Source organism: Streptomyces sp. NPDC004610 (assembly GCF_040609715.1).
Lineage (GTDB): Bacteria > Actinomycetota > Actinomycetes > Streptomycetales > Streptomycetaceae > Streptomyces.
This window is the reverse complement of record NZ_JBEXLA010000023.1, coordinates 92,768-115,763: the sequence shown is the minus strand read 5'-3', so window position 1 is coordinate 115,763 and position 22,996 is coordinate 92,768. Positions and strand designations below refer to the sequence as shown.

Annotated in this window: 21 protein-coding genes and 1 tRNA gene; 12 read left to right on the top strand and 10 right to left on the bottom strand. The window is 71.1% G+C overall.

Annotated features, from left to right (window positions below; translation table 11 throughout):
* Positions 1 to 58: 58 nt before the first annotated feature.
* Positions 59 to 1,675: an MFS transporter gene (locus ABZX40_RS24945; protein WP_355731972.1), complete on the top strand. Its 1,617-nt coding sequence runs from the start codon at positions 59 to 61 to the stop codon at positions 1,673 to 1,675.
* 195 nt (positions 1,676 to 1,870) lie between these two features.
* On the opposite strand, the gene aceE is transcribed toward ABZX40_RS24945, so the two are convergent.
* The gene (aceE, locus tag ABZX40_RS24940) at positions 1,871 to 4,618 is read right to left on the bottom strand and encodes a pyruvate dehydrogenase (acetyl-transferring), homodimeric type (protein ID WP_355731974.1); all 2,748 of its coding nucleotides are present in this window, start codon (positions 4,616 to 4,618) and stop codon (positions 1,871 to 1,873) included.
* A 410-nt stretch (positions 4,619 to 5,028) separates the two neighbouring features.
* Here aceE and ABZX40_RS24935 point away from each other — a divergent pair, with 410 nt between their 5' ends.
* From ABZX40_RS24935 to ABZX40_RS24910, 6 genes are all read left to right on the top strand, one after another.
* Positions 5,029 to 5,466, top strand: coding sequence for a DUF3052 domain-containing protein (locus ABZX40_RS24935; protein WP_355731976.1), 438 nt, complete (start codon positions 5,029 to 5,031; stop codon positions 5,464 to 5,466).
* Between the two features lie 240 nt (positions 5,467 to 5,706).
* Positions 5,707 to 6,165, top strand: coding sequence for a peroxiredoxin (locus ABZX40_RS24930; protein ID WP_355731977.1), 459 nt, complete (start codon positions 5,707 to 5,709; stop codon positions 6,163 to 6,165).
* 131 nt (positions 6,166 to 6,296) lie between these two features.
* Positions 6,297 to 6,872 (top strand): calcium homeostasis/redox stress adaptation protein, encoded by a 576-nt coding sequence (locus tag ABZX40_RS24925; RefSeq protein ID WP_355731979.1) that lies wholly within the window; start codon positions 6,297 to 6,299, stop codon positions 6,870 to 6,872.
* A 103-nt stretch (positions 6,873 to 6,975) separates the two neighbouring features.
* Positions 6,976 to 7,551 (top strand): TerD family protein, encoded by a 576-nt coding sequence (locus ABZX40_RS24920; RefSeq protein ID WP_355731981.1) that lies wholly within the window; start codon positions 6,976 to 6,978, stop codon positions 7,549 to 7,551.
* 58 nt (positions 7,552 to 7,609) lie between these two features.
* On the top strand, positions 7,610 to 8,746 hold the full coding sequence (locus tag ABZX40_RS24915; protein ID WP_355731983.1) for a DUF475 domain-containing protein: 1,137 nt from the start codon (positions 7,610 to 7,612) through the stop codon (positions 8,744 to 8,746).
* Positions 8,747 to 8,907: 161 nt separating this feature from the next.
* A complete protein-coding gene (locus ABZX40_RS24910) occupies positions 8,908 to 9,645 on the top strand; it encodes a Tellurium resistance (RefSeq protein ID WP_355731984.1) in 738 nt (245 codons plus the stop codon).
* 39 nt (positions 9,646 to 9,684) lie between these two features.
* On the opposite strand, the gene ABZX40_RS24905 is transcribed toward ABZX40_RS24910, so the two are convergent.
* Positions 9,685 to 10,575, bottom strand: a complete 891-nt coding sequence (locus tag ABZX40_RS24905) for a TerD family protein (RefSeq protein WP_355731986.1) — start codon at positions 10,573 to 10,575, stop codon at positions 9,685 to 9,687.
* A 243-nt stretch (positions 10,576 to 10,818) separates the two neighbouring features.
* Between ABZX40_RS24905 and ABZX40_RS24900 the strand changes: the two genes are divergently transcribed.
* From ABZX40_RS24900 to ABZX40_RS24890, 3 genes are all read left to right on the top strand, one after another.
* Entirely contained in the window at positions 10,819 to 11,991 is a 1,173-nt protein-coding gene (locus ABZX40_RS24900; protein WP_355731988.1) for an HpcH/HpaI aldolase/citrate lyase family protein, read from the top strand.
* 62 nt (positions 11,992 to 12,053) lie between these two features.
* Positions 12,054 to 14,726 (top strand): phosphoribosyltransferase, encoded by a 2,673-nt coding sequence (locus tag ABZX40_RS24895; RefSeq protein WP_355731990.1) that lies wholly within the window; start codon positions 12,054 to 12,056, stop codon positions 14,724 to 14,726.
* Positions 14,726 to 15,547 carry an HAD family hydrolase gene (locus tag ABZX40_RS24890; protein WP_355731992.1) on the top strand — a complete coding sequence of 274 codons (822 nt, stop codon included), beginning with the start codon at positions 14,726 to 14,728 and terminating at the stop codon, positions 15,545 to 15,547. The genes ABZX40_RS24895 and ABZX40_RS24890 overlap by 1 nt, the downstream gene beginning before the upstream one ends.
* A gap of 95 nt (positions 15,548 to 15,642) precedes the next feature.
* On the opposite strand, the gene ABZX40_RS24885 is transcribed toward ABZX40_RS24890, so the two are convergent.
* The 5 genes from ABZX40_RS24885 to ABZX40_RS24865 all read right to left on the bottom strand — a co-directional run bounded on the left by ABZX40_RS24885 (position 15,643) and on the right by ABZX40_RS24865 (position 19,911).
* Entirely contained in the window at positions 15,643 to 16,560 is a 918-nt protein-coding gene (locus ABZX40_RS24885; protein ID WP_355731994.1) for a DedA family protein, read from the bottom strand.
* 81 nt (positions 16,561 to 16,641) lie between these two features.
* Entirely contained in the window at positions 16,642 to 16,863 is a 222-nt protein-coding gene (locus ABZX40_RS24880) for a zinc ribbon domain-containing protein (protein WP_355731995.1), read from the bottom strand.
* 9 nt (positions 16,864 to 16,872) lie between these two features.
* Positions 16,873 to 17,481 (bottom strand): DUF4383 domain-containing protein, encoded by a 609-nt coding sequence (locus tag ABZX40_RS24875; RefSeq protein WP_355731996.1) that lies wholly within the window; start codon positions 17,479 to 17,481, stop codon positions 16,873 to 16,875.
* An 83-nt stretch (positions 17,482 to 17,564) separates the two neighbouring features.
* Positions 17,565 to 18,959 carry a hypothetical protein gene (locus ABZX40_RS24870; RefSeq protein ID WP_355731997.1) on the bottom strand — a complete coding sequence of 465 codons (1,395 nt, stop codon included), beginning with the start codon at positions 18,957 to 18,959 and terminating at the stop codon, positions 17,565 to 17,567.
* A 73-nt stretch (positions 18,960 to 19,032) separates the two neighbouring features.
* Positions 19,033 to 19,911: a DUF4097 family beta strand repeat-containing protein gene (locus ABZX40_RS24865; protein ID WP_355731998.1), complete on the bottom strand. Its 879-nt coding sequence runs from the start codon at positions 19,909 to 19,911 to the stop codon at positions 19,033 to 19,035.
* Between the two features lie 296 nt (positions 19,912 to 20,207).
* Between ABZX40_RS24865 and ABZX40_RS24860 the strand changes: the two genes are divergently transcribed.
* Positions 20,208 to 20,279 (top strand) — tRNA-Val (locus tag ABZX40_RS24860).
* Between the two features lie 43 nt (positions 20,280 to 20,322).
* On the opposite strand, the gene ABZX40_RS24855 is transcribed toward ABZX40_RS24860, so the two are convergent.
* Both ABZX40_RS24855 and ABZX40_RS24850 read right to left on the bottom strand, forming a co-directional pair.
* Entirely contained in the window at positions 20,323 to 20,691 is a 369-nt protein-coding gene (locus ABZX40_RS24855) for a hypothetical protein (protein WP_355731999.1), read from the bottom strand.
* Positions 20,692 to 20,823: 132 nt separating this feature from the next.
* Positions 20,824 to 21,813, bottom strand: coding sequence for a 2-dehydropantoate 2-reductase (locus tag ABZX40_RS24850; protein WP_355732000.1), 990 nt, complete (start codon positions 21,811 to 21,813; stop codon positions 20,824 to 20,826).
* A 109-nt stretch (positions 21,814 to 21,922) separates the two neighbouring features.
* On the opposite strand from ABZX40_RS24850, the gene ABZX40_RS24845 reads away from it, so the two are divergent.
* On the top strand, positions 21,923 to 22,177 hold the full coding sequence (locus ABZX40_RS24845) for a DUF2277 domain-containing protein (protein ID WP_355732001.1): 255 nt from the start codon (positions 21,923 to 21,925) through the stop codon (positions 22,175 to 22,177).
* A gap of 72 nt (positions 22,178 to 22,249) precedes the next feature.
* On the opposite strand, the gene ABZX40_RS24840 is transcribed toward ABZX40_RS24845, so the two are convergent.
* Entirely contained in the window at positions 22,250 to 22,879 is a 630-nt protein-coding gene (locus ABZX40_RS24840; RefSeq protein ID WP_355732003.1) for a VTT domain-containing protein, read from the bottom strand.
* Between the last annotated feature and the right edge of the window lie 117 nt (positions 22,880 to 22,996).

Genomic DNA, 22,996 nt, shown 5'->3' with positions numbered 1-22,996 from the left:
GTTACCGACTTGTGAATTGGTTTGTCAATTGTCAGCGGCTGTCTCTAGTGTCGCCCGCATGACTAGTCAGACCACCCTCGACAAGACGGGACCCGGGGACGGCATACCCTCCCCGCCGTCTGCGGCGCCGGCCAAGGGGCTGCGTGGCCATCCCTGGTTCACCCTGATCACCGTCGCCGTCGGGGTGATGATGGTCGCCCTGGACGGCACCATCGTGGCGATCGCCAACCCGGCCATCGCCGACGACCTCGGCGCCACCTTCGCCGAGGTGCAGTGGATCACCAACTCGTACTTCCTCGCCCTCGCCGTCGCGCTGATCACGGCGGGCAAGCTCGGTGACCGGTTCGGCCACCGCCAGACCTTCCTCATCGGCGTCGTCGGCTTCGCCGCCGCGTCCGGTGCCATCGGACTCTCCGACAGCATCGCCGCCGTCATCGTCTTCCGGGTCTTCCAGGGCCTGTTCGGCGCGCTGCTGATGCCGGCCGCGCTCGGGCTGCTGCGGGCCACCTTCCCCGCCGAGAAGCTCAATATGGCGATCGGCATCTGGGGCATGGTCATCGGTGCCTCCACGGCCGGCGGCCCGATCCTCGGCGGTGTCCTCGTCGAGCATGTCAACTGGCAGTCGGTGTTCTTCATCAACGTCCCGGTCGGCATCCTGGCCGTCGCCCTCGGCGCCTGGATCCTGCTGGACCACCGCGCGCAGAACGCCCCGCGCTCCTTCGACCTGCTCGGCATCGGACTGCTGTCCGGCGCGATGTTCTGTCTGGTCTGGCCGCTGATCAAGGCCCCCGAGTGGGGCTGGGGCGCGGGCCGGACCTGGCTGTTCCTCGCCGTGGCCGTCGCCGCCTTCGCCCTCTTCGCGGTCTGGGAGAAGCGCGTCAAGGAACCGCTGGTCCCGCTCACCCTCTTCCGCTCCGTCCCGCTGTCGGCGGGTGTGGTGCTGATGGTCATGATGGCCATCGCGTTCATGGGCGGCCTGTTCTTCGTGACGTTCTACCTCCAGAACGTGCACGGGATGAGCCCCATCGACGCCGGTCTGCATCTGCTGCCGCTCACCGGCATGATGATCGTCGGCTCGCCGCTCGCGGGCATCGCCATCACCAAGGTGGGCCCGCGCCTCCCGCTGGCCGGCGGTATGGCGCTCACCGCGCTCGCCATGTACGGCATGTCCACCCTGGAGACCGACACCGGCAGCGTGCTGATGTCCGTGTGGTTCGCGCTGCTCGGCCTCGGGCTCGCCCCGGTCATGGTCGGCGCGACCGAGGTCATCGTCGGCAACGCCCCGATGGAGCTGTCCGGCGTCGCCGGTGGCCTCCAGCAGTCGGCGATGCAGATCGGCGGCAGCCTGGGCACGGCCGTGCTGGGCGCGGTGATGGCCTCCAAGGTCGACAGCGACCTGGCCGGCAACTGGGCGGACGCCGGGCTTCCGGCGCTGTCGCCCGAGCAGCAGGCGCAGGCGTCCGAGGCGGTCCGGATCGGTGAGGCGCCGATCGCCCCCGGCACCCCGGCGGAGGCCGCCGCGACGATCACCGACGTCGCCCACGACACGTTCATCTCCGGGATGAGCCTGGCGTCCCTGGTCGCCGCGGGCGTCGCGGCCGTCGCGATCCTGGTCGCGCTGCTGACCAAGCGCGGGGAGAACGCGGAGGCGGGGGCGGGGGCGGCGCACATCTAGTTTTTCGGCCGGTACCCCTGCCCTTCGTCGGGTGCGGGTGCGTCGTGGCCGGTCGCGCAGTTCCTCCCCCAGAGGGGGTACCCCCAGCGCCCCTGGGGAGACGGCCGCTGCCGTGCCTTTTAGGGGCGCGGGGAACTGCGCGACCAGCCCCCACTCACCCGCACCCGAATTGCAACGGGCACCCCCCCGTAAGGGCTACGCGTCACCCCCCGCCGCCCCCGGATCCGCCGCCCGCACATCCAGCAGCTGATACCGGTCGAGCGCCTGCTTCAGAGCGGAGCGATCCACCTTTCCCTCCTGGGCCAGCTCGGTCAGCACCGCCAGCACGATCGACTGCGCGTCGATATGGAAGAAGCGGCGCGCCGCCCCCCGCGTGTCGGCGAAGCCGAACCCGTCCGCGCCCAGCGACTGATACCGCCCCGGCACCCAGCGCGCGATCTGATCGGGAACCGATCGCATCCAGTCGGACACCGCCACGAACGGTCCCTCGGCGCCGCTCAGCTTCCGGGTCACGTACGGCACCCGCTGCTCCTCCTCGGGCCGCAGCAGATTGTGCCGCTCGCACTCCACCGCCTCCCGCCGCAGCTCGTTCCAGGAGGTCGCCGACCAGACATCGGCCCGGACGTTCCACTCCTCGGCGAGGATCCGCTGCGCCTCCAGCGCCCAGGGCACGGCCACCCCCGAGGCCATGATCTGCGCGGGGACCGCCCCCGCCGTCCCCGCGCTCAGCCGGTGGACGCCCTTGAGGATGCCCTCGACATCGACGTCCTGCGGCTCGGCCGGGTGCCGGATCGGCTCGTTGTAGACGGTCAGGTAGTAGAAGACGTCCTCGCCGTGCGGGTGCTCGGCGCTGCTCCCGTACATCCGACGCAGCCCGTCCTGCACGATGTACGCGATCTCGTACGAGAACGCCGGGTCGTACGCCACACAGCCCGGGTTGGTGGAGGCGAGGAGCTGGGAGTGGCCGTCGGCGTGCTGGAGGCCCTCGCCGGTCAGGGTCGTACGCCCGGCGGTCGCGCCCAGTACGAAACCGCGCGCGAGCTGATCGGCCATCTGCCAGAACTGATCGCCCGTGCGCTGGAAACCGAACATCGAGTAGAAGACGTACACCGGGATCAGCGGCTCGCCATGGGTGGCGTACGACGAACCCGCCGCGATCAGCGAGGCCGTGCAGCCGGCCTCGGAGATGCCGTCGTGCAGCATCTGGCCGGTCGGGGACTCCTTGTAGGCGAGCAGCAGATCCCGGTCCACGGACTCGTACTGCTGGCCCAGCGGGTTGTAGATCTTCGCACTCGGGAAGAAGGAGTCCATGCCGAAGGTCCGGTACTCGTCCGGGGCGATCAGCACGAAGCGGCGGCCGATCTCCTTGTCCCGCATGAGGTCCTTCAGTAGCCGGACGAACGCCATGGTCGTCGCGATCTGCTGCTGACCCGAGCCCTTCTTCACACTCGCGTAGGTCTTCTCGTCCGGCAGGGCGAGGGGCTCGGAGCGCACGATCCGGGTCGGGACATAGCCGCCGAGCGCGCTGCGGCGGTCGTGCATGTACTGGATCTCCGCCGAGTCGCGGCCCGGGTGGTAGTACGGCGGCAGACCGCTCTCCAGCTCCCGGTCGGAGATCGGCAGCCGGAGCCGGTCGCGGAAGCCCTTGAGGTCGTCGACCGTGAGCTTCTTCATCTGGTGGGTGGCGTTGCGGCCCTCGAAGTTCGGGCCCAGCGTCCAGCCCTTGATCGTCTTGGCCAGCACCACCGTCGGCTGGCCCTTGTGCTCGACGGCCGCCTTGAACGCGGCGTAGATCTTCCGGTGGTCGTGACCGCCGCGCCCCAGATGCAGGATCTGGTCGTCGGACATGTTCTCCACCATCGCCCGCAGCCGGTGGTCGTCCCCGAAGAAGTGGTCGCGGATGTACGCCCCGGTCTCGGTCGCGTACGTCTGGTACTGGCCGTCCGGTGTGGTGTTCATCCGGTTGACCAGCACCCCGTCCCGGTCCTGGGCCAGCAGCGGGTCCCAGGAGCGGTCCCAGACCAGCTTGATCACATTCCAGCCGGCGCCCCGGAAGACGGACTCCAGCTCCTGGATGACCTTGCCGTTGCCGCGCACCGGCCCGTCCAGCCGCTGGAGGTTGCAGTTCACCACGAAGGTCAGATTGTCCAGGCCCTCGCGCGCGGCGATGGTCAGCTGGCCCAGCGACTCCGGCTCGTCCATCTCGCCGTCCCCGAGGAACGCCCAGACATGCGACTTCGAGGTGTCGGCGATCTCCCGCGCGTGCAGATAGCGGTTCATCCGCGCCTGGTAGATCGCGCCGATCGGGCCGAGCCCCATCGAGACCGTCGGGAACTCCCAGAAGTCCGGCATCAGCCGCGGATGCGGATACGAGGACAGCCCGTACGGCGCCTTCGACTTCTCCTGGCGGAAGCCGTCGAGGTGCTCCTCGCTGAGCCGGTCCAGCAGGAACGCGCGGGCGTAGATGCCCGGCGAGGCGTGCCCCTGGAAGAACACCTGGTCGCCGCCGTCGCCCTCGTCCTTGCCCCGGAAGAAGTGGTTGAAGCCCACGTCGTAGAGCGAGGCGGAGGACGCGAAGGTGGCGATGTGGCCGCCGACGCCGATCCCGGGGCGCTGGGCGCGGGACACCATCACCGCCGCGTTCCAGCGCGTCGCGTTCAGGATTCTGCGCTCGATCTCCTCGTTGCCGGGGAAGAACGGCTCGTCCCTGGTCGCGATCGTGTTCACATAGTCCGTGCTGCGCATCTCGGGCACGGCGACCCGCTTCTCACGGGCCCGCTCGATCAGCCGGAGCATGAGGTAGCGGGCCCGCTCCCGGCCCCGCTCGTCGATGGCGGCGTCCAGGGAGTCCAGCCATTCCTGGGTCTCCTCGGGATCGAAGTCAGGAACCTGACTCGGAAGGCCGCCAATGATGATCGGATTGCGATCGGATCCGGAAGCCACGCTGTTCCTTACCTGTCGGAGTTACCTGGACGCGGGCCCCGGGACCGCTGCTCCCTGTGCCCGCGCCGCTCCCCATCGTCTACCTCGGGGGCGTAAACGTCATCTCTACCCCGAGGTAACCGGCACACTTGGGCGACCCGGCGGACCCGCTCCCTGCGGAATACTCATTCGAGTCTCGTACGGGCAGAGGGTTCCCAAACGCCCAAACAGGGCAGAAGGGTGTGGTGTGCATCACGTTCATTCGAGAGGTGGTGCCTGGAGTTGCGGGGACACGGCCGGGATCGTCACCGTTTCGGCGGTCTGAAACGCCGGGTACTTGCGCGATCCGTCCCGCCCGTGTGGACTACGGCCAATGCCTCGCGCCCGCGCGTGGCTGAGACATACCCAAAGACATGATCAGGAGGCAACCCGTGAGCGCGACCGCGGACCACGCGGAGGAGCGGACCAACCCTGCCGCCAGGCTGGGTTTCCAGCCCGGACAGGTGGTCCAGGAGATCGGCTACGACGACGACGTCGACCAGGAGCTTCGCGACGCACTGGAGGAGACGATCGGCAGCGAACTCGTCGACGAGGACTACGACGACGTGGCTGATGCCGTGGTGCTCTGGTTCCGCGACGAGGACGGTGACCTGACCGATGCGCTGGTGGACGCCACCACGTACATCGAGGAGGGCGGCACCATCCTGCTGCTGACGCCGAAGACCGGCCGCGACGGCTACGTCGAGCCGAGCGACATCTCGGAAGCCGCGACCACGGCGGGGCTGACCGCCGCCAAGAGCGTCAGCGTCGGCAAGGACTGGAGCGGGTCGCGTCTGGCGACACCCAAGGCCGCCAAGTCCAAGCGGTAACGCGTCCGCGTCCTATCGCATCGCCAGTCGAGAACCAGCCCGCCGGGCGGGCCGAGCCGTTGTGCTCGGCCCGCCCGGCGGCTTTGGTGACGGGCCCGCACGGCCCGCGTGACCGGCCGGGCAGGGGCGGGGTGACGGGCCGCTCACGGCCGGGGTGACCGGCCGCTCAGCGGGTCCGGGTGATCGGCTGCGTAGGGTGGGTGTGGTCCGTACAGCCCAGCAGCCCCCGAAGGGACGATCATGGCGATCCAGGTCGGCGACAAGGCCCCCGATTTCGAGCTCAAGGACAACCACGGCGCCGGCGTCAGGCTGTCCGACTTCCGCGGTGAGAAGAACGTCGTCCTGCTCTTCTACCCGTTCGCCTTCACCGGGGTGTGCACCGGCGAGCTGTGCGAGGTCCGCGACAATCTGCCGAGGTTCGCCGACCGCGACACCCAGGTGCTCGCCGTCTCCAACGACTCCATCCACACCCTGCGGGTCTTCGCCGAGCAGGAGGGCCTGGAGTATCCGCTGCTCAGCGACTTCTGGCCGCACGGCGAGACCTCCCGGGCCTACGGCGTGTTCGACGAGGCCAAGGGCTGCGCGGTGCGCGGCACCTTCGTCATCGACAAGGAGGGCGTGGTGCGCTGGACGGTCGTCAACGGCCTCCCGGACGCCCGCGACCTCGAAGCGTACGTAGGGGCCCTCGACGCGCTCTGATTGTTAGGGCCCAGGGCCTGCGGGGCGTGGGAACCGCTCACTAGGATCGACTCGTTTGATCCGTTACGGACGTACACACGTACACGGATGCACCACGGGGCTTTCCGCCCCCCAAGACAATGGAGGGACTCGTGGGAGTCAGCCTCAGCAAGGGCGGCAACGTATCGCTGACCAAGGAGGCCCCGGGCCTGACCGCGGTCATCATCGGTCTGGGCTGGGACGTGCGGACCACGACCGGCACGGACTTCGACCTCGACGCGAGCGCGCTGCTGCTGAACAACACCGGCAAGGTCACCAACGACCAGCACTTCATCTTCTTCAACAACCTGAAGAGCCCGGACGGCTCGGTCGAGCACACCGGCGACAACATCACCGGTGAGGGCGAGGGCGACGACGAGCAGATCAAGGTCAACCTCGCCGGCGTCCCCGCCGACATCGAGAAGATCGTCTTCCCGGTGTCCATCTACGACGCCGAGAACCGCCAGCAGTCCTTCGGCCAGGTCCGCAACGCCTTCATCCGCGTGGTGAACCAGGCCGGCGAGGCCGAGCTCGCCCGCTACGACCTCAGCGAGGACGCCTCGACGGAGACCGCCATGGTCTTCGGCGAGCTGTACCGGCACGGCGCGGAGTGGAAGTTCCGCGCCATCGGCCAGGGCTACGCGTCGGGCCTGCGCGGCATCGCGCAGGACTTCGGGGTGAACGTCTGACCGGCGCCCACCCGAGCACCGGCCCGTCCGGCGCCGCGCGGTTTGCGTGCGGCGCCGGGCGCGCAGGACAACCAGAGAAGCACGACAGGGGAGGACCAGGATCATGAGCGTCACGCTCGCCAAGGGGGGCAATGTCTCCCTGTCCAAAGCCGCACCGAACCTGACCCATGTGTTGGTGGGGCTCGGCTGGGACGCCCGTTCCACCACCGGAGCACCCTTCGACCTCGACGCGAGCGCGCTGGTGTGCAGCGGCGGGCGTGTGCTGGGGGACGAGTGGTTCATCTTCTACAACCAGCTCACCAGCCCGGACGGCTCGGTCGAGCACACCGGGGACAACCTCACCGGTGAGGGCGACGGCGACGACGAGTCCCTGCTGATCGACCTCGCCAAGGTGCCCGCCCACGCGGACAAGATCGTCTTCCCGGTCTCCATCCATCTGGCCGACGAGCGCGGCCAGACCTTCGGCCAGGTCAGCAATGCCTTCATCCGGGTCGTCAACCAGGCCGACGGACAGGAACTCGCCCGCTACGACCTCAGCGAGGACGCTTCCACCGAAACGGCCATGATCTTCGGTGAGGTCTATCGCTACCAGGGCGAATGGAAGTTCCGTGCGGTGGGGCAGGGGTACGCGTCGGGGCTTCGTGGTATCGCTCTAGACTTCGGGGTCAACGTTTCGTAAAGCCGGGTACGGCGTGGGGGAGACCCGTTCAGCCCGTACACAAGGGATTGGGTAGCCAGTGATTCTGAGAACTTTCGGCTGGTCGTTCGCGGTCACCGCGGCCGGCCTTGTCGCAGCGGTCTTCTACGGGGGGTGGGCGGCACTCGGTCTCGTAGCCATCCTCTGTGTTCTTGAGATCTCGCTGTCTTTCGACAATGCGGTAGTAAATGCCGGAATTCTGAAGAAGATGAACGCCTTCTGGCAGCGCATCTTCCTGACCATCGGCATCCTGATCGCCGTCTTCGGTATGCGGCTGGTGTTCCCCGTCGTCATCGTCGCGGTCAGTGCTCAGATCGGCCCGATCGAGGCGGTCGACCTCGCGCTCACCGACCAGAACCGGTACGAGGAACTCGTCACCGACGCCCACCCGGCCATCGCGGCCTTCGGTGGCATGTTCCTGCTGATGATCTTCCTGGACTTCATCTTCGAGGAGCGGGACATCAAGTGGCTGGGCTGGCTGGAGCGGCCCCTCGCCAAGCTCGGCAAGGTCGACATGCTCTCGGTCTGTGTCGCGCTCATCGTGCTGCTGATCACCTCCATGACCTTCGCCACCCAGGCGCATCTGCACGCCGGACCCCAGGACAAGGCGGAGACGGTCCTGCTCTCCGGTGTCGCCGGTCTGATCACCTATCTGGTCGTCGGCGGCCTCTCCGGCTACTTCGAGAACAAGCTGGAGGAAGAGGAGGAGCGCGAGCACGAGGAGGAGGAGAAGGCCAAGCGGACCGGCAAGCCGGTCATACTGCTGGCCGGCCGGGCGGCGTTCTTCATGTTCCTCTACCTGGAGGTCCTGGACGCGTCCTTCTCCTTCGACGGTGTCATCGGCGCCTTCGCCATCACCAATGACATCGTGCTGATGGCCCTGGGTCTGGGCGTCGGCGCGATGTACGTCCGGTCGCTCACCGTGTACCTGGTCCGCGAGGGCACCCTGGACGACTACGTCTATCTGGAGCACGGCGCGCACTACGCCATCGGCGCGCTCGCCGTCATCCTGCTGGTCACCATCCAGTACGAGATCAGCGAGTTCATCACCGGTTCGATCGGGGTGCTCCTGATCGCCTGGTCCTTCTGGTCCTCCGTGCGCCGCAACCGGGCGCTGGCGGCGGCCGAGGGGGGCTCCGGGTCGGACGACAAGACGGAGGTCCCGTCCGGCGTGTGACCTATCCCGCACGCCCCGCATCCGGTGCGGGGCTGTCGCGGGGCGCCTACGGGGGTTGACGCCCCTGTGGGCCAGGGAACGCTCTGTGCGGGGCGGTACCGAGGCGGACATCGTCCTCGTACCGCCCCGCACAGCCGTCCGATGAGTGAGGTGGGGGTGCAATGGGCTTGCTGGACCGGTTCTGGCGTGGGCGGGACTCGGAGTTCGACTCGGGCAACGCGGCGACCAACTCGATCGAGCTGACCAAACGCCATGGCGAGGTGTCGCTGACCAAGCAGGGCGCCGCCACCGGCAATCTGCGGATCAATCTGAACTGGCGGATGCGCAGCGCCGACATGGGCGGCCCCCAGCGCGAGAGCCTGCTCCGGCACCCCTTCAAGGCGCTCAAACCGCCGGAGATCATGGGCCACAGCCAGAGCATGGTGAACGTCGACCTCGACCTGGGGTGCCTCTATGAGCTCCAGGACGGCACCAAGGGCGTCGTCCAGCCGCTGGGCGCCTTCCTCGGCGACCTCAACGGACCGCCGTACGTCAAGCTCAGCGGCGACGACCGGTTCGGCTCGGCGTCCGGCGAGACGATCTACGTCAATCTCGATCACCGGGACGCCATCAAGCGTGTCCTGGTGTTCGTCTACATCTATGACCAGACCCCGGCCTTCGACCGCACCCACGCCGTCGTCACGCTCTACCCCAGCAACGGCCCCCGGATCGAGATCGGCCTCGACGAACGCCATCCGCAGGCCCGCTCCTGCGCGGTCGTCATGATCGAGAACGTCAAGGGCGAGCTGATGGTCCGCCGCGAGGTCAAGTTCGTGTACGGCTTCCAGGGGGAGCTGGACCGGTTGTACGGGTGGGGGTTGCAGTGGGGGCGGGGGTACAAGTCCAAGACGGAGGCGTGACGGCGCCCCCGCGGGTCGCCCCGGTGGTGAGCCGCCGGTCTAGCGGCCGATGAACTGCGGGCCCTGCGGGGGCAGCCGGAAGTCCGGGTCGGGGACGGCCGTTCCCACCGGCTGCGGATAGCCGTAGGCCGGCCCACTGCCCGGCTGCGGATAGCCGTACCCCGGCTGCTGCGGCCCCGCTGCCGCGGCCGGCTGAGGGTAGCCGTACGCCGGCTCCGCCACCGGTGCTCCGCCCGGCGGCTGCGCCACCGTCGGCTGGTTCGCACCGGCCACGGACAGGGCGGACGCCGTGGGCGCGACCGATGCCGTGGGCGCCGCGGGGGCCGGGAAGACCGGCGCGACCGCCGCGTCCTCCGGGCGGCGGGGGACACCGGCCTCCGCCGCCTCCGACTCGTCCACCGAGATCCCGAAGTCGGTCGCGAGCCCCCGCAGCCCGTTGGAGTACCCCTCACCCAGCGCCCGGAACTTCCACCCGTCCCCCCGCCGGTACAGCTCACCGCAGATCAGCGCGGTCTCCGCCCCGGTCATCGGCACGACATCGAAGTACGCCACCGGCTCCGCGTCCGGCGCGCCCGCGTCGTACAGCAGGATGCGCAGGGTCCGTACGCTGTCGAAGGTCACCCCGTCCGCCGATGCCACCAGCAGAATCCGGCCGACACTGGACTCGACACCGGAGAGATCCGTCTGGATGGTATCGGTGAGGCTCTCGGCGACCCGCTTCTTGCCGAGCCGCCAGACCTTCCCGGAGGGGTGCCGGGGCTGGTTGTAGAAGACGAAGTCCTCGTCGGAGCGCACCCGGCCGTCGGGGCCGAGGAGCAGCGCCGAGGCATCGACGTCCGGGACCCCCTGCCCAGGCGTCCAGCGCAGCACGGCGCGCACGGTCGCGGCTTCCAGCGGGACGTTCGACCCCTTCAGCATGGCGTGCGTCATGCGGTCATCCTGCCCTCTCGGTCCTGATCACGACAATGCGGGGCGCGACCCGGCCGTGTCGCGGGCGCGAGGGGCCCGGAGTGTTCGGAGGATCTGTGAGGGATGCACCATGGAAGGGCGTGTGCGTACCTGCGTTACCTGAAATTCATGCCCTACGGGAACCCCAGACATGGACTCCTACGTACTATTACCGGCCACCTGTCGTGATCTACCAGCACAATTCCGACTCCACGGGGGAGATTAATGCGTCATTTCGGGCAGATCGCCCCTGAGGTACGGCAGCGCCTGTTCCATCGGGAGCCGAGCCGTTTCACCGCCGACTCCCCGGCCCGGCTGCTCGCCGCGGCCCTCGGCGCCACCCTCTACTCGCCCGCGACCAGGACGAGACTCGCCGACGACATCGCCAAGCAGTCCGGCCGCGGTGTCGTCTCCATGGTCCTGTGCCTGGAGGACTCCATAGCCGACGCGGACGTCCAGGACGCCGAGGAGAACCTGGTACGCCAGATCCGGGCCCTGGCCGACCACCCCGGCTACCTCGCCGACCCCGCGCTGCTCTTCATCCGGGTCCGCACCCCCGACCAGATCCCCGATCTGATCCGCCGCCTCGGCCCGGCCGCCGCCCTGCTGTCCGGATTCGTACTGCCGAAGTTCACCGAGGAGCGCGGGATCCCCTTCCTGGAGGCCCTCGCCGGTGCCGAGGCCGCCGGCGGACGCCGCCTCTTCGCGATGCCGGTCCTGGAATCGCCCGAGCTGCTCTACCGGGAGACCCGCGTCGAGACCCTGGAGGGCATCTTCCGCGCGGTCGACAAGTACCGCGACCGCGTCCTCGCCCTCCGCCTCGGCGTCACCGACTTCTGCTCCTCCTACGGCCTGCGCCGCGGCCCCGACATGACCGCCTACGACGTCCAGGTCGTCGCCTCCGTGATCGCCGACGTGGTCAATATGCTCGGCCGCGCCGACGGCACCGGCTTCACCGTCACCGGGCCGGTCTGGGAGTACTTCCGGGTGCAGGAACGTATGTTCAAGCCCCAGCTGCGGCGTAGCCCCTTCCTCGAAGGCCAGGCCGACGAACTCCGCGCCGCGCTCATCGAGCACGCCATGGACGGGCTGCTCCGCGAGATCGCCCTCGACCAGGCCAACGGCCTCCTCGGCAAGACCTGCATCCACCCCTCCCACGTTCTGCCCGTGCACGCACTGTCCGTGGTCAGTCACGAGGAGTTCAGCGACGCCCAGGACATCCTGCGCCCCGAACGCGGGGGCGGCGGTGTCCTGCGCTCCGCCTACACCAACAAGATGAACGAGGTGAAGCCGCACCGCGCCTGGGCCGAACGCACCCTCCTGCGCGCCGAGGCGTTCGGCGTCGCCAACGAGGACATCGGCTTCGTCGAACTCCTCGCGGCCGGGATCCCCACCTGACCGGCCTCCTCCGGGCGCAGCTTCCACGACCTCCACTACCTCCACTACCTCCCAAGGGACGCATGAACACGCCACCGAACAGCGGGCACGACATCCCGGCACCACCGCGCCCCGCGGGGCTCACGGAGCGGGGGGCGCGGGCTCGTGGCCGCGTCGAGGCGCCCTCGGGGGATGCGCGGGCCCAGGGGGCGGATGCGGTCCCGCAGGCCCCGCAGGATTCGGGAGCCGATGCCGGGGCCTCCGACGGGGCCGCCCTGCCCGGGGCGGCCGGATCCGGCACCCCCGCCGCCGACATCTGGTCCGGTACCTGGGTCGCCGAGCGGCTCGGTGTCGCCCTGCGCGGCGACGACCAGCTGCCCCGGCTCCTCGGGCTCGCCCTGCGGCGCAACCCCAAGCGCGCCCATCTCCTCGTCTCCAACGTCCTGGGCAAACACGTCCCCCAGTCCCCGTCCCTCGTCCACGGCCACGGCCTCACCCTCGGCCGCCGCGTCCGCGCCCTGCTCGGCGACGAGATCGGCCGTACCGCCGTCGTCCTCGGCTACGCCGAGACCGCCACCGGACTCGGACACTCCGTCGCCGACGGCCTGGGCACCGCGCCGTATCTGCACTCCACCCGCCGCCCGGTCCCCGGTGTGGCCCCCGCCGGCGGCTTCGAGGAGTCCCACTCCCACGCCAGCTCCCATCTGCTCCTCCCCGAGGACCAGGCCCTGCTGGCCGGTGACGGCCCCCTGGTGCTCGTCGACGACGAGTTCTCCACCGGCAACACCGTCCTCAACACCATCCGCTCCCTCCATGACCGCTACCCCCGCGACCGCTATGTCGTCGTCGCCCTGGTCGATATGCGCTCCACCGCCGACCAGGGGCGGCTGACCGAGTTCGGCCAGGAGATCGGCGCCCGGGTCGATCTCGTCGCCGCCGCCCGCGGCACCGTCCTGCTCCCCGACGACGTCCTGGAACGGGGCCAGGCCCTCGTCGCCGAGCACGAGCGGCCCACCGACCCGCCCCGGACGCCCCGCCCCGGCACCCTCGCCCGGGTCGACCTGCACTGGCCCGCCGGACTCCCCGACGGCGGCCGGCACGGCTTCACCCCCGCCCACCGCAGCCGCCTGGAGACCGCCCTGCCCGCCATGGGCGCCCGCCTCGCCGAAGCCCTGCCCGGCGGCGCCCGGCGCGTCCTGGTCCTCGGCACCGAGGAGCTGATGTACGCCCCGCTCCGCCTCGCCCGCGAACTGGAGCGGACACTCCCCGGCGTCGACATACGCTTCTCCACCACCACCCGCTCGCCCGTCCTCGCCGTGGACGACCCCGGCTACGCCATCCGCAGCCGCCTGGTCTTCCCGGCCCACGACGACCCCGCCGACGGCCCCGGCGACCGCTTCGCCTACAACGTCGCCGGTGCCCGCTTCGACGCGGTGATCTCCGTCGTCGACTCCACCGCCGACACCCCGGCCCTGCACGCCCCCGACGGCCTGCTCGCCCGCCTCGCCGACCACACCCCGCGCGTACTGCTCGCGGTCGTGCCCAGCCATGTCCCCGCGCCCCTGTACGTCACCGCCTTTCCCGGAGCCAGATCCGCCATGCTGCCCGAGCCCCTCCGCGGTCCCGCCTTCTCCTCCTACGCCCCCGAGGAGGTGGGCTGGCTCCTCCAGGACCTCTCCGACGTCACCCTGGAAGCCCCGACCGAGGAACGCGAGGAGGCGATCCAGAGCGGCGGCGCCCACTACGCCGAGTCGCTCCCCGTGGAGTACCAGCCCAGCGAGCGGTACCAGCAGCTGTTCCACTCCGCCCTCGCCACCTCCGCCACCCGTATCGCCCAGGCCGTGGGTGTCGTCACCGAGACCGTCCTCACCGAGCGCTCACCCCGCCCGGTACTGGTCTCCCTCGCCCGCGCCGGGACCCCCGTCGGCATCCTGATGCGCCGCTGGGCCCAGCACCGCCACGGCCTCGACCTGCCGCACTACGCCGTCTCCATCGTCCGGGGCCGCGGTATCGACGCCAACGCCCTGCGCTGGCTGGCCGACCGCTACGACCCCTCCGATGTCGTCTTCGTCGACGGCTGGACCGGCAAGGGCGCCATCACCCGCGAACTCACCGAGGCCATCCGCCAGTTCGAGCACGACCACGGGGTGAGCGGCTTCGACCCCGAGATCGCCGTCCTCGCCGACCCCGGCTCCTGCGTCCGCACCTACGGCACCCGCGAGGACTTCCTCATCCCCTCCGCCTGCCTCAACTCCACCGTCTCCGGGCTCATATCCCGCACCGTCCTGCGCGCCGACCTGGTCGGACCGGACGACTTCCACGGCGCCAAGTTCTACCGCGACCTCGCCGGCGCCGACCTCTCCACCGCCTTCCTCGACGCCATCGCCGACCGCTTCCCCGCCGTCACCGACCAGGTGGACGCCGCCGTGAAGGACCTGCTGTCCGGCGACCGCACCCCCACCTGGGCCGGCTGGGCCGCCGTCGCCCGCATCAGCGAGGAGTACGGCATCCACGACATCAACCTCGTCAAGCCCGGCGTCGGCGAGACCACCCGGGTCCTGCTCCGCCGGGTGCCCTGGAAGATCCTCGCCCGCGCCGACGCGGGCCCCGACCTCGACCACGTCCGGCTGCTCGCCGAGCAGCGCGGCGTCCCCGTCGAGGAGGTCACCGGCCTCCCCTACACCTGCGTGGGGCTCATCCATCCCCAGTACACGCGCGGCGCGACCGGCGCCGACGGAAAGGCGGTGGCACTCTGATGCCGGTGCTGGTGGCGAGCGATCTCGACCGAACCCTCATCTACTCCGCCGCGGCTCTCGCCCTGACGATGCCCGACGCTCGGGCACCCCGGCTGCTCTGCGTCGAGGTCCATGAGAGCAAACCCCTGTCCTACCTCACCGAGACCGCCGCCGGTCTGCTCACCGACCTCGGTGACCTCGGCGGCCTCGCGGTCTTCGTGCCCAGCACCACCCGCACCCGCAAGCAGTACGAGCGGATCAACCTTCCCGGCCCCGCACCCCGGTTCGCGATCTGCGCCAACGGCGGCCATCTCCTCGTCGACGGCGTCTCCGACCCCGACTGGCACGCCGGGGTCACCGCGCGGCTCGCCGACGAGTGCGCCCCGCTGGCCGAGGTCCGTGCCCATCTGGAGACCTCCGCCGACCCCCTCTGGGTCCGCAAGCACCGGGTCGCCGACGATCTCTTCGCCTATCTCGTCGTCGAACGCGAACTCCTCCCCGAGGACTGGGTGAAGGAACTCGCCGTCTGGGCCGAGAACCGCGGCTGGACCGTCTCCCTCCAGGGCCGCAAGATCTACGCCGTCCCCAAGCCGCTGACCAAGAGTGCCGCGATGCGTGAGGTGGCCCGCCGCACCGGCGCCGACCTCACGCTCGCCGCCGGGGACTCCCTGCTCGACGCCGATCTGCTGCTCGCCGCCGACCGGGGCTGGCGCCCCGGCCACGGCGAACTGGCCGACAGCGGCTGGACCGCCCCCACCGTCAACGCCCTGCCCGAGCGGGGCGTACTCGCCGGGGAGCGCATCCTGCGCGAGTTCCTGCGGACGGTACGGGGCGAGGGGTAGGCGGGGGAGGAGCGGGCGACGGGGGTGGGGTGGCGCGGTTCAGTGGGCCTGGCAGGCGCCGTCCCGCCCCGTCTCCTCTGTCCGGCGCGGTGGCGCTACCGCCACTCGGCGGCTCCGGGGGACCCGCCGGACACCGCCACCCCTCCCGGCATGTCGGCGCCCTCCGGTATCCCGGACCAGGCGCCGGACGGACCGCCCTCGGACCGGCCGCCCGGCCAGTCGTCGCCCTGGTCGCCGGACCGCCGCCTCGCCCGGCGGGACAACCCGCCGGACGGCGGACCGTCCCCGTCCGAGGTGCCGTGATCTGATCCGCCGTCCTCCGGGCCGTCGTCATCGGACTGCTCCCGGCCCGAGCCCTCACCGCCCCGGTCCCGAGGCCCGCGGCCACCCCGCCTGCGGCTGCCGCGCCCCGGACGCATCAGCCGCAGCACGGCGAAGGCGACCACCGCGAGTGCGGAGACGACGAGGACGACCTTGGAGTAGGTGGAGACGATCGCGCTGACCTCGGACCAGTTCTCGCCCAGCAGATAGCCGGCGAGCACGAACACCGTGTTCCAGATCGCGCTGCCCACGGCCGTCAGGCCGAGGAAGATCGGCAGCGGCATCCGCTCGACCCCGGCCGGGACCGAGATCAGGCTGCGGAAGACGGGGATCATCCGCCCGAAGAACACGGCCTTGGTGCCGTGCCTGGCGAACCACGCCTCGGTCCGCTCGATGTCCGCCACCTTCACCAGCGGCAGCCGCCCGGCCAGCGCGACGGTACGGTCCCGGCCGAGCAGGGCGCCGATGCCGTACAGGGCGAGGGCGCCGACGACCGAGCCGATGGTCGTCCAGAGCAGGGCCGCGTAGAGGTTCATGTCCCCGGTGCTGGCGGCGAAGCCGGCCAGCGGGAGGATCACCTCGCTCGGCAGCGGCGGGAACAGGTTCTCCAGGGCCACGGCGAGACCGGCCCCGGGGGCGCCCAGGGTGTCCATCATGTCCGTGACCCACTGGGGAGCGGCGTTGGCACTCATGCCGTCAACGGTAGAGAGCCGAACCTGAAGAGAGCCTGAGGAAGATCACCGGTACGCCGCCCACGGCCCCGGCGGCGGGCCTCAGCCGCAGCAGCCCCCGCCGCAGCAGCCGCCCCCGCCGCCTCCGCTGGGCGCGGGGGCCGGCCCGCCGGACGCGGTGCCGCCGACGGCCACGGTCGACAGCAGCTTGACCGTGTCGTCATGGCCGGCCGGGCAGGCGGCGGGGTCGGAGGACTCGGCCATCGGGCGGCTGAGTTCGAAGGTGTCGCCGCAGGTCCGGCAGCGGTACTCGTAGCGAGGCATGCCCACAGACTAGCTGGCGTCCTGCGGGGGTGGAGGGGGTGAGGCGGATGGGGACGCGGGTGTGGGTGCGGGTGCGGGTGCGGAGGCGGTGCGGGCGCGTTCCTCCTCGGCCGCGGCGGCCCGGGGGTGGCGGGAGCGCCAGTAGGGGTTGTCGTGCGGCAGGGCCGAGCCGACCCGGCCGTACATGCCGAAGGTCATCAGGAGGAGGCCCACCACAAAGCTGAACAGCACGTTCTGGATCTTGAAGGCGAGGAAGTTGTAGTCGGTCTGGAGGAGCCCCAGGTTCAGGAAGCCGTTGAGGATGAAGAGGATGCCGAGGGTCACATTGAGGGTGGAGGCGAAGTTTCCGCCGATCACCATGCCGGCGAAGAGCAGCAGTCCGACGCAGATGGACAGCACGCTCAGGGCGCCGTTGGTGTTGAGACCGAGGACCTGGTCGCCGCCGGTGTCGAAGAAACCGATGGTGTTGGTCAGTCCGAGGATGCCGAAGGCGAGCAGCGCCAGTCCCATCAGACCGGCACCGATCCGGTACACCCTGCTCAGACCGTGATCGACGGGAAGATGCTCGTCGAGCCGGATGCGCCGTCTGGTTCCCGGGTGGAGTGCGTGTGTGGCCATATCCGCCTCCCTTGGACGCTAGCGGAGGCCGTACGTGCTCTCTCCTCCCCAATATCCGCCCGGGGCGCGGATGGGGCAACGGCTCAGGGGGCGGAGCCCGCGCCGCGCTCCTCGCGGATCTGGGAGACCACCCGGGTGACGGCCCGCCGGACGGCGTCGGTCTCGGTGAGGAAGTGCCAGTAGTCGGGGTGGCGGCCTTCGAGGGTGGTGATCGCGCGGTCCAGCCGGGCCACGGCGTCGTCCAGGGGGCGGGCGTGGCGCGGATCGGGGGTGTGGCGCCCGGCCATGGCCAGGCGCTGGGCGTCCCGGATGGCGAACCGGGTGCGTTCGATCTCGGCCCCCGGGTCCTTCTGGACGGCGTTGAGCTGCCGCAGCCGGTCGCCGGCGGCGGAGACGGCCTCGTCGGTGGTGTTCAGCAGGGCGCGGACGGTGGAGAGCAGGGCGGTGGCGTCCGCCCAGCGCTGGGCGTCCCGGGCGGTCCGCGCCTCCGTGAGCTTGCTCTCGGCCTGGCGGACATTGTCCTCGGCGAGGTCGGGGACGCGCTGGAGGTCCTGCCAGCAGGCGGCGGTGAAGCGGCGCCGCAGCTCGCTGAGGATCGGCTCGACCTGCTCGGCGCGGGTGGTCAGGGCCTGGGCGCGGGTGCGCAGGGAGACCAGCCGGTGATCGATCTCGGCGGCGCGCTCGGGGAGCCGGTCGGCCTCGGCGCGGATGGCCTCGGCCTCGCGGGCGACGCGCTCGGCCCGCTCCAGGGTCTGGGGGACGCCGTGCTGCCCGGCGCCCTGGTTGAGCCTGGTCAGGTCGGGGCCGAGGGCGGCGAGCCGGGCGGCGAGGTCGTCGGCGCGCAGACCGGCGGCGCGGGCGGCGTCCAGGGCGTTGGAGGCGGCGAGCAGGGACTGCCGGGCGCGTTCCACGGCGGGGGCGAGCCGGGCGAGCTGGGTCTCGGCCTTGCCGAGCAGCGGGCCGAGACCGTCGGCGAACCGGTCGAGGTCACGCTTGACGCGGGTCAGCTCGTCCTTGGCCTTGGTCAGCTCCGTACGGGCCCGGGAGGCGGCGGACGCCTCCAGGTCGTCGCGGTCCAGATCATGGGCGTCGACGGCGCCGATGTACTGGTGGCTGGCCTCGTCGATGCGGTGGCCGAGGGCCGCGAAGTCGGCGGCGGCCCGCCGGGCGGCGGGGGAGTCGTCGACGGCGGCGATGGTCTCGATCGAGATCCGCAGATCGCGCTGGGCGGTGTCGAGTTCGTAGAAGGCGGAGGCGGCGTCGTCCTTGGCGGCCTGGGCCTCGGCGCGCTGGCTCTCGGCCCGCCCGCCGAACCAGCGGCGGGTGCCGCCGCCGGCGAACGCGGCGAGCAGCGCGGGCGCGGCCAGCAGCGGCAGCGAGATCAGGGTGAGGGTGTCGCGCAGCGCCCGCTGCCCGGCGCGCGGCGGGGCAGGGCGTGCGGACCACGGCGAATACGGCTGAGTCGGTTTCGCCGTCACATGCCTCTCCCGTGCTGTCGTCCGCCCTGCCCGGTTCATTCTCCCACCGGTTAAGGACGAACACACGGGCCGGTTAGTTCGCCGTGCGGAGCGTCACTTTGCCGTCGCCGGTGCGGGCGGTGACGATGTGGTCGCTGGAGTCGTCGCGGGGGACGGACACCTCGACGCCGCCGTCGCCGGTCTCGGTGGTCACCCGGTAGCCGGCGCGGGGGAGGGTGACGGTGACATTGCCGTCGCCGGAGCGGGTCTCGACGCGGTCGGGGACGACACCGAGCGCGAGGCGGACACTGCCGTCGCCGGTGCGGGTGGTGACCGTGCGGGAGCCGAGGTCGGCGTCGATGGTGCCGTCGTCGGTGCGGAGGTCGGCGGAGCCGGTGGAGTCGGTGATGCGGACATTGCCGTCGGTGGTGCGGACGGCGAGGGTGCCGGTGGTGTCGGAGACGCGGACGTTGCCGTCGCCGGTGCGGATGCCGAGGGTGCCGGTGGTGTCGGTGACGTGGACGTTGCCGTCGCCGGTGCGGATGTCCAGGGGGTCGGTGAAGCCGCTGGCGCGGATGGTGCCGTCGCCGTCCTCGACCTTCACGGAGACCCCGCGGGGCACCTCGACCCGGTGTCTGGCGGAGCAGTCCGCGACGAAGCCGGAGCAGCGCAGCCGGAGCGTCAGCCGGGCGTCGTCCATGGACCAGGTCACCCGGGGCTCCTTGCCGATCACGACCGAGCCCTCGAACCAGCGGGTGACCTCGACGGTGCCGGTCTTCGCGTCGTCCGAGGCGATGATCTCCAGGCCGGAGTCGTCGGAGTCGACGGTGAGGGTGCGGCCCTGGAGCGCGAAGGCGCGCTGCTCGGGTTCCGTGTCGTCGGCGGCGGACGCGCCGCACGCGGTGCCGCCCGCCAGTACGGCCACGACGGCCCCGGCCACGGCGACCCTGCGCGCGGAAACGGAACGACTCATGCCGGTCTCCCCCTGCTCCCCTGGACCCGGGAGCTGATCCCTGATCCCTGACAGCTGATGTCTGATTCCCTGACCGCCGGTCCCGGTGAGGACCCGCGAACACCGCCGGGGATCTGTTCCCGGCGCCACCTCGAAGGTAGGGAAACGCCGCTCGCGGGGGCATCCGGCCCGCTCCCGGATCGGGGGTGGGGGTAACCCCCGGGCCGCCGGACTCTCCCTCCTGGGGCGTCGGGGCCGCACCCGGATACACGTTTGCGGGGCACCGCCCCGGGCAATGTAGGCTGTCGACTCGTTCTGGGTGCGTAGCTCAGGGGTAGAGCGCCTGCCTTACAAGCAGGATGTCGGCGGTTCGAAACCGTCCGCGCCCACATCGAAGAAGCCCCGGCCGGCAACGGCCGGGGCTTTGGTGTGTCATGACGGGCTGTCGCCGGGCCCGCCGCTCGCACCGCCCTCCTCATGGTCATGGGCGTGCTTGAGGTGCATACGGGCGTCCACCTGGTCGGGGCCGGTGAAGGCGGACCAGTAGCGGTGGGTGGTGACGAAGACGGCGAGTTCGTGTTCGCGGCGGCGGAGCTTGTCCATCTCGGCCTGGTCGTCGGGGCTCCAGCCCGGGGAGGCCGGGCGCTCGATGCGGCGCCAGCCGTTGTCGTCGCTGAAGCCGTCGAGCGGCTCGACCGACCAGGGCAGCCGCTTGAGCAGGGCCGACAGTTCGGCCCGGACCTGGTGCAGCTCCTCCTGACCGGCGAGAAGGTCGCTAGGGAAGTCATAGGTCGTCGCCACGCGGTAATGCTACGCCTGTTCGAATTTACGAAGCGAGCGTCTCCTCGGGCTTCGCTCGAACGAGTGTTTCGAATGAGTGTGCGAGTGGTGGGGGCGGGGGGTGCAGGCTGGGGGTGCGGGGGACGGGTGGGGTCAGGGGGTGGGGTCGGTCAGCTCCCGGACCAGGCGGGATGCCACCGGGGCCGGGATGCCGTGGTGCGCGGCGGCCCGCAGGAGCGCGCCGCCGATGGCGTCCAGCTCCAGGGGGCGGCCCGCCTCGGCGTCGCGCTGCATGGAGGACTTGGTGGTGGCGGGGAAGGTGTCGTAGCGGGCGATCGTCCCGGCCGGGTCGCCGGGGCCGCCGCAGGCGTGGCTCACGGCGACGGTCTCGGCGACCAGCGCGGTGAGTTCGGCGCGGTAGCGGGTGCGGATCTCGCCGATGGGGGCCCGGTAGCGGGTGGTGAGCAGGGCGAGCGGGGCCAGGAACGCCATCTTCGCCCACAGCGCCGCCGTCTCGTCGTCCAGCACCCGGGTGGCCGGGCCCGCGGCGGTGAGCGCGGTGGCGAGGGCGTCCAGCCGGGGGCGCGGCACCCCGGTGCCGGTCAGATCGATCTCGGCGAAGGGGCTGCCGTGGGTGATCCGGCCGGGCGCGGTGCGGGTCGACTCCACGCGGATCGCGGCCGGGGCGACCCGGTCGGGGCGGTAGCGGGCGCGGAGGGCGGCGGGGTGTTCGACGCCGTTCAGGAACGGCACCAGCAGGGCGTCGCCCATCGCCGCAGGGGGAATCCGGGTCAGGGAGGCGTCCAGTGCCGTCTGCTTCACGGTGATCAGACAGGCGGCGACCGGTTCGCGCAGCTCGGTGGCGGTCTCGACCCGGGCGGTGAAGTCGCCGAAGTGGGGGCTGTGGAGCTGGATTCCCGTGCTCTGCAGGGCCTGCGCGGTCGCCTCGCCGGCCAGGCAGATCACCCGGTGACCGGCCCGCGCCAGCAGCGCGGCGAGCAGTCCGCCGACCCCGCCGGGGCCGAGGACGGCGATCGTGCGGGGGTTTGGCGTGCGGCTGTTGTCGGCCGTATCGGTCGTATCGGCCGTCTCGGCCAACTCGGTCGCTGGTGAAATGTCCGTGATGTCCTTGTGCTGTGCCATCGTGGGTGGCTCCTCTCTCCGGTCGGCCCCGCAGTGCGCCGGTGGCCGCCTCGCGGGCGATCATCGCAGGTTTGGTGCACTGCGGCGCCGGTGGCGGGACACTGGAGGCATGTGCCGCAGCATCAAGACCCTCCGCCCGCCCGTGTTGCCCGAAGAGGCCACGGAAGACGAGATCAGGGCCGCCGCCCTGCAATTCGTGCGCAAAGTGTCCGGATTCCGGGCCCCCGCCGCGCACAACCAGGAGGTCTTCGACCATGCCGTCGAGGTGATCGCGCAGGCCACGGCGGAACTGCTGGACGGCCTGGAGATACGCGGCGCGGGCTCCGCGGCGAAGGGCGGCGGACCGGCCACGTCAGCGGCGTAGACCAGCCATGTCAGCGGCGTAGAGCGGTCGCGACCGTCGCTCGGCCTCTGTCCTCCCCGGCGGCGGACGAGGTCACCCGACCCCCGACGCCGCCCCCGGCCCCCGGCGCATCAGGAACCCGGCCACTCCGCCCGCCCCCACCAGCGCGAGCACGGACACCCCCGTCGCCAGCCAGGTCGCGCCCAGCCACTGGGCGCCGAAGTAGCCGAGGGCCACGCTGTACGTCGCCCAGGACAGGCCCGCCAGCGCGGACCAGGGCAGAAAGTCGCGGACCCGGCGCTGGGCCGCCCCCGCGATCAGCGACACCGCCGACCGCCCGGCCGGTGCGAACCGGGCCAGCACCACCAGCGCGCCGCCCCCGCGCGAGAGGGCGAGGCCCAGCCGTTCCTGCGCGGTGGTCAGCCGACGGGAGCGGGCGATGGCGCGGTCCAGCCGGTCGCCGCCGTGCCGGGCCAGCCGGTAGAGGGCGAGATCGCCGAGGACGGACGCGGTGGTCGCGCAGAGGGTGAGGCCCAGCAGGGACGGCGCGTACACCGACACATCGTCACCCGCCGCCCCGCAGCCCGCCGCGGCGGCGGTCGCCGCCATGATGACCAGCACCCCGCTGGGCAGCACCGGCAGAAACACATCGAGCAGTACCGAGAGCCCCACCAGCACATAGATCCAGGGGCTCGCGGCCAGGGCCCCCACACTTTCCAGCAACGGGACTCCCCGAGTCTCCCCCCGTGGACCGGACCTGCCGCCGTGTCGCGAGGGAACGGCAGGAGCGGCCTTGACAGCCATACAGCGTACGCCGAGCGCGTGACGGGAGATTCACCG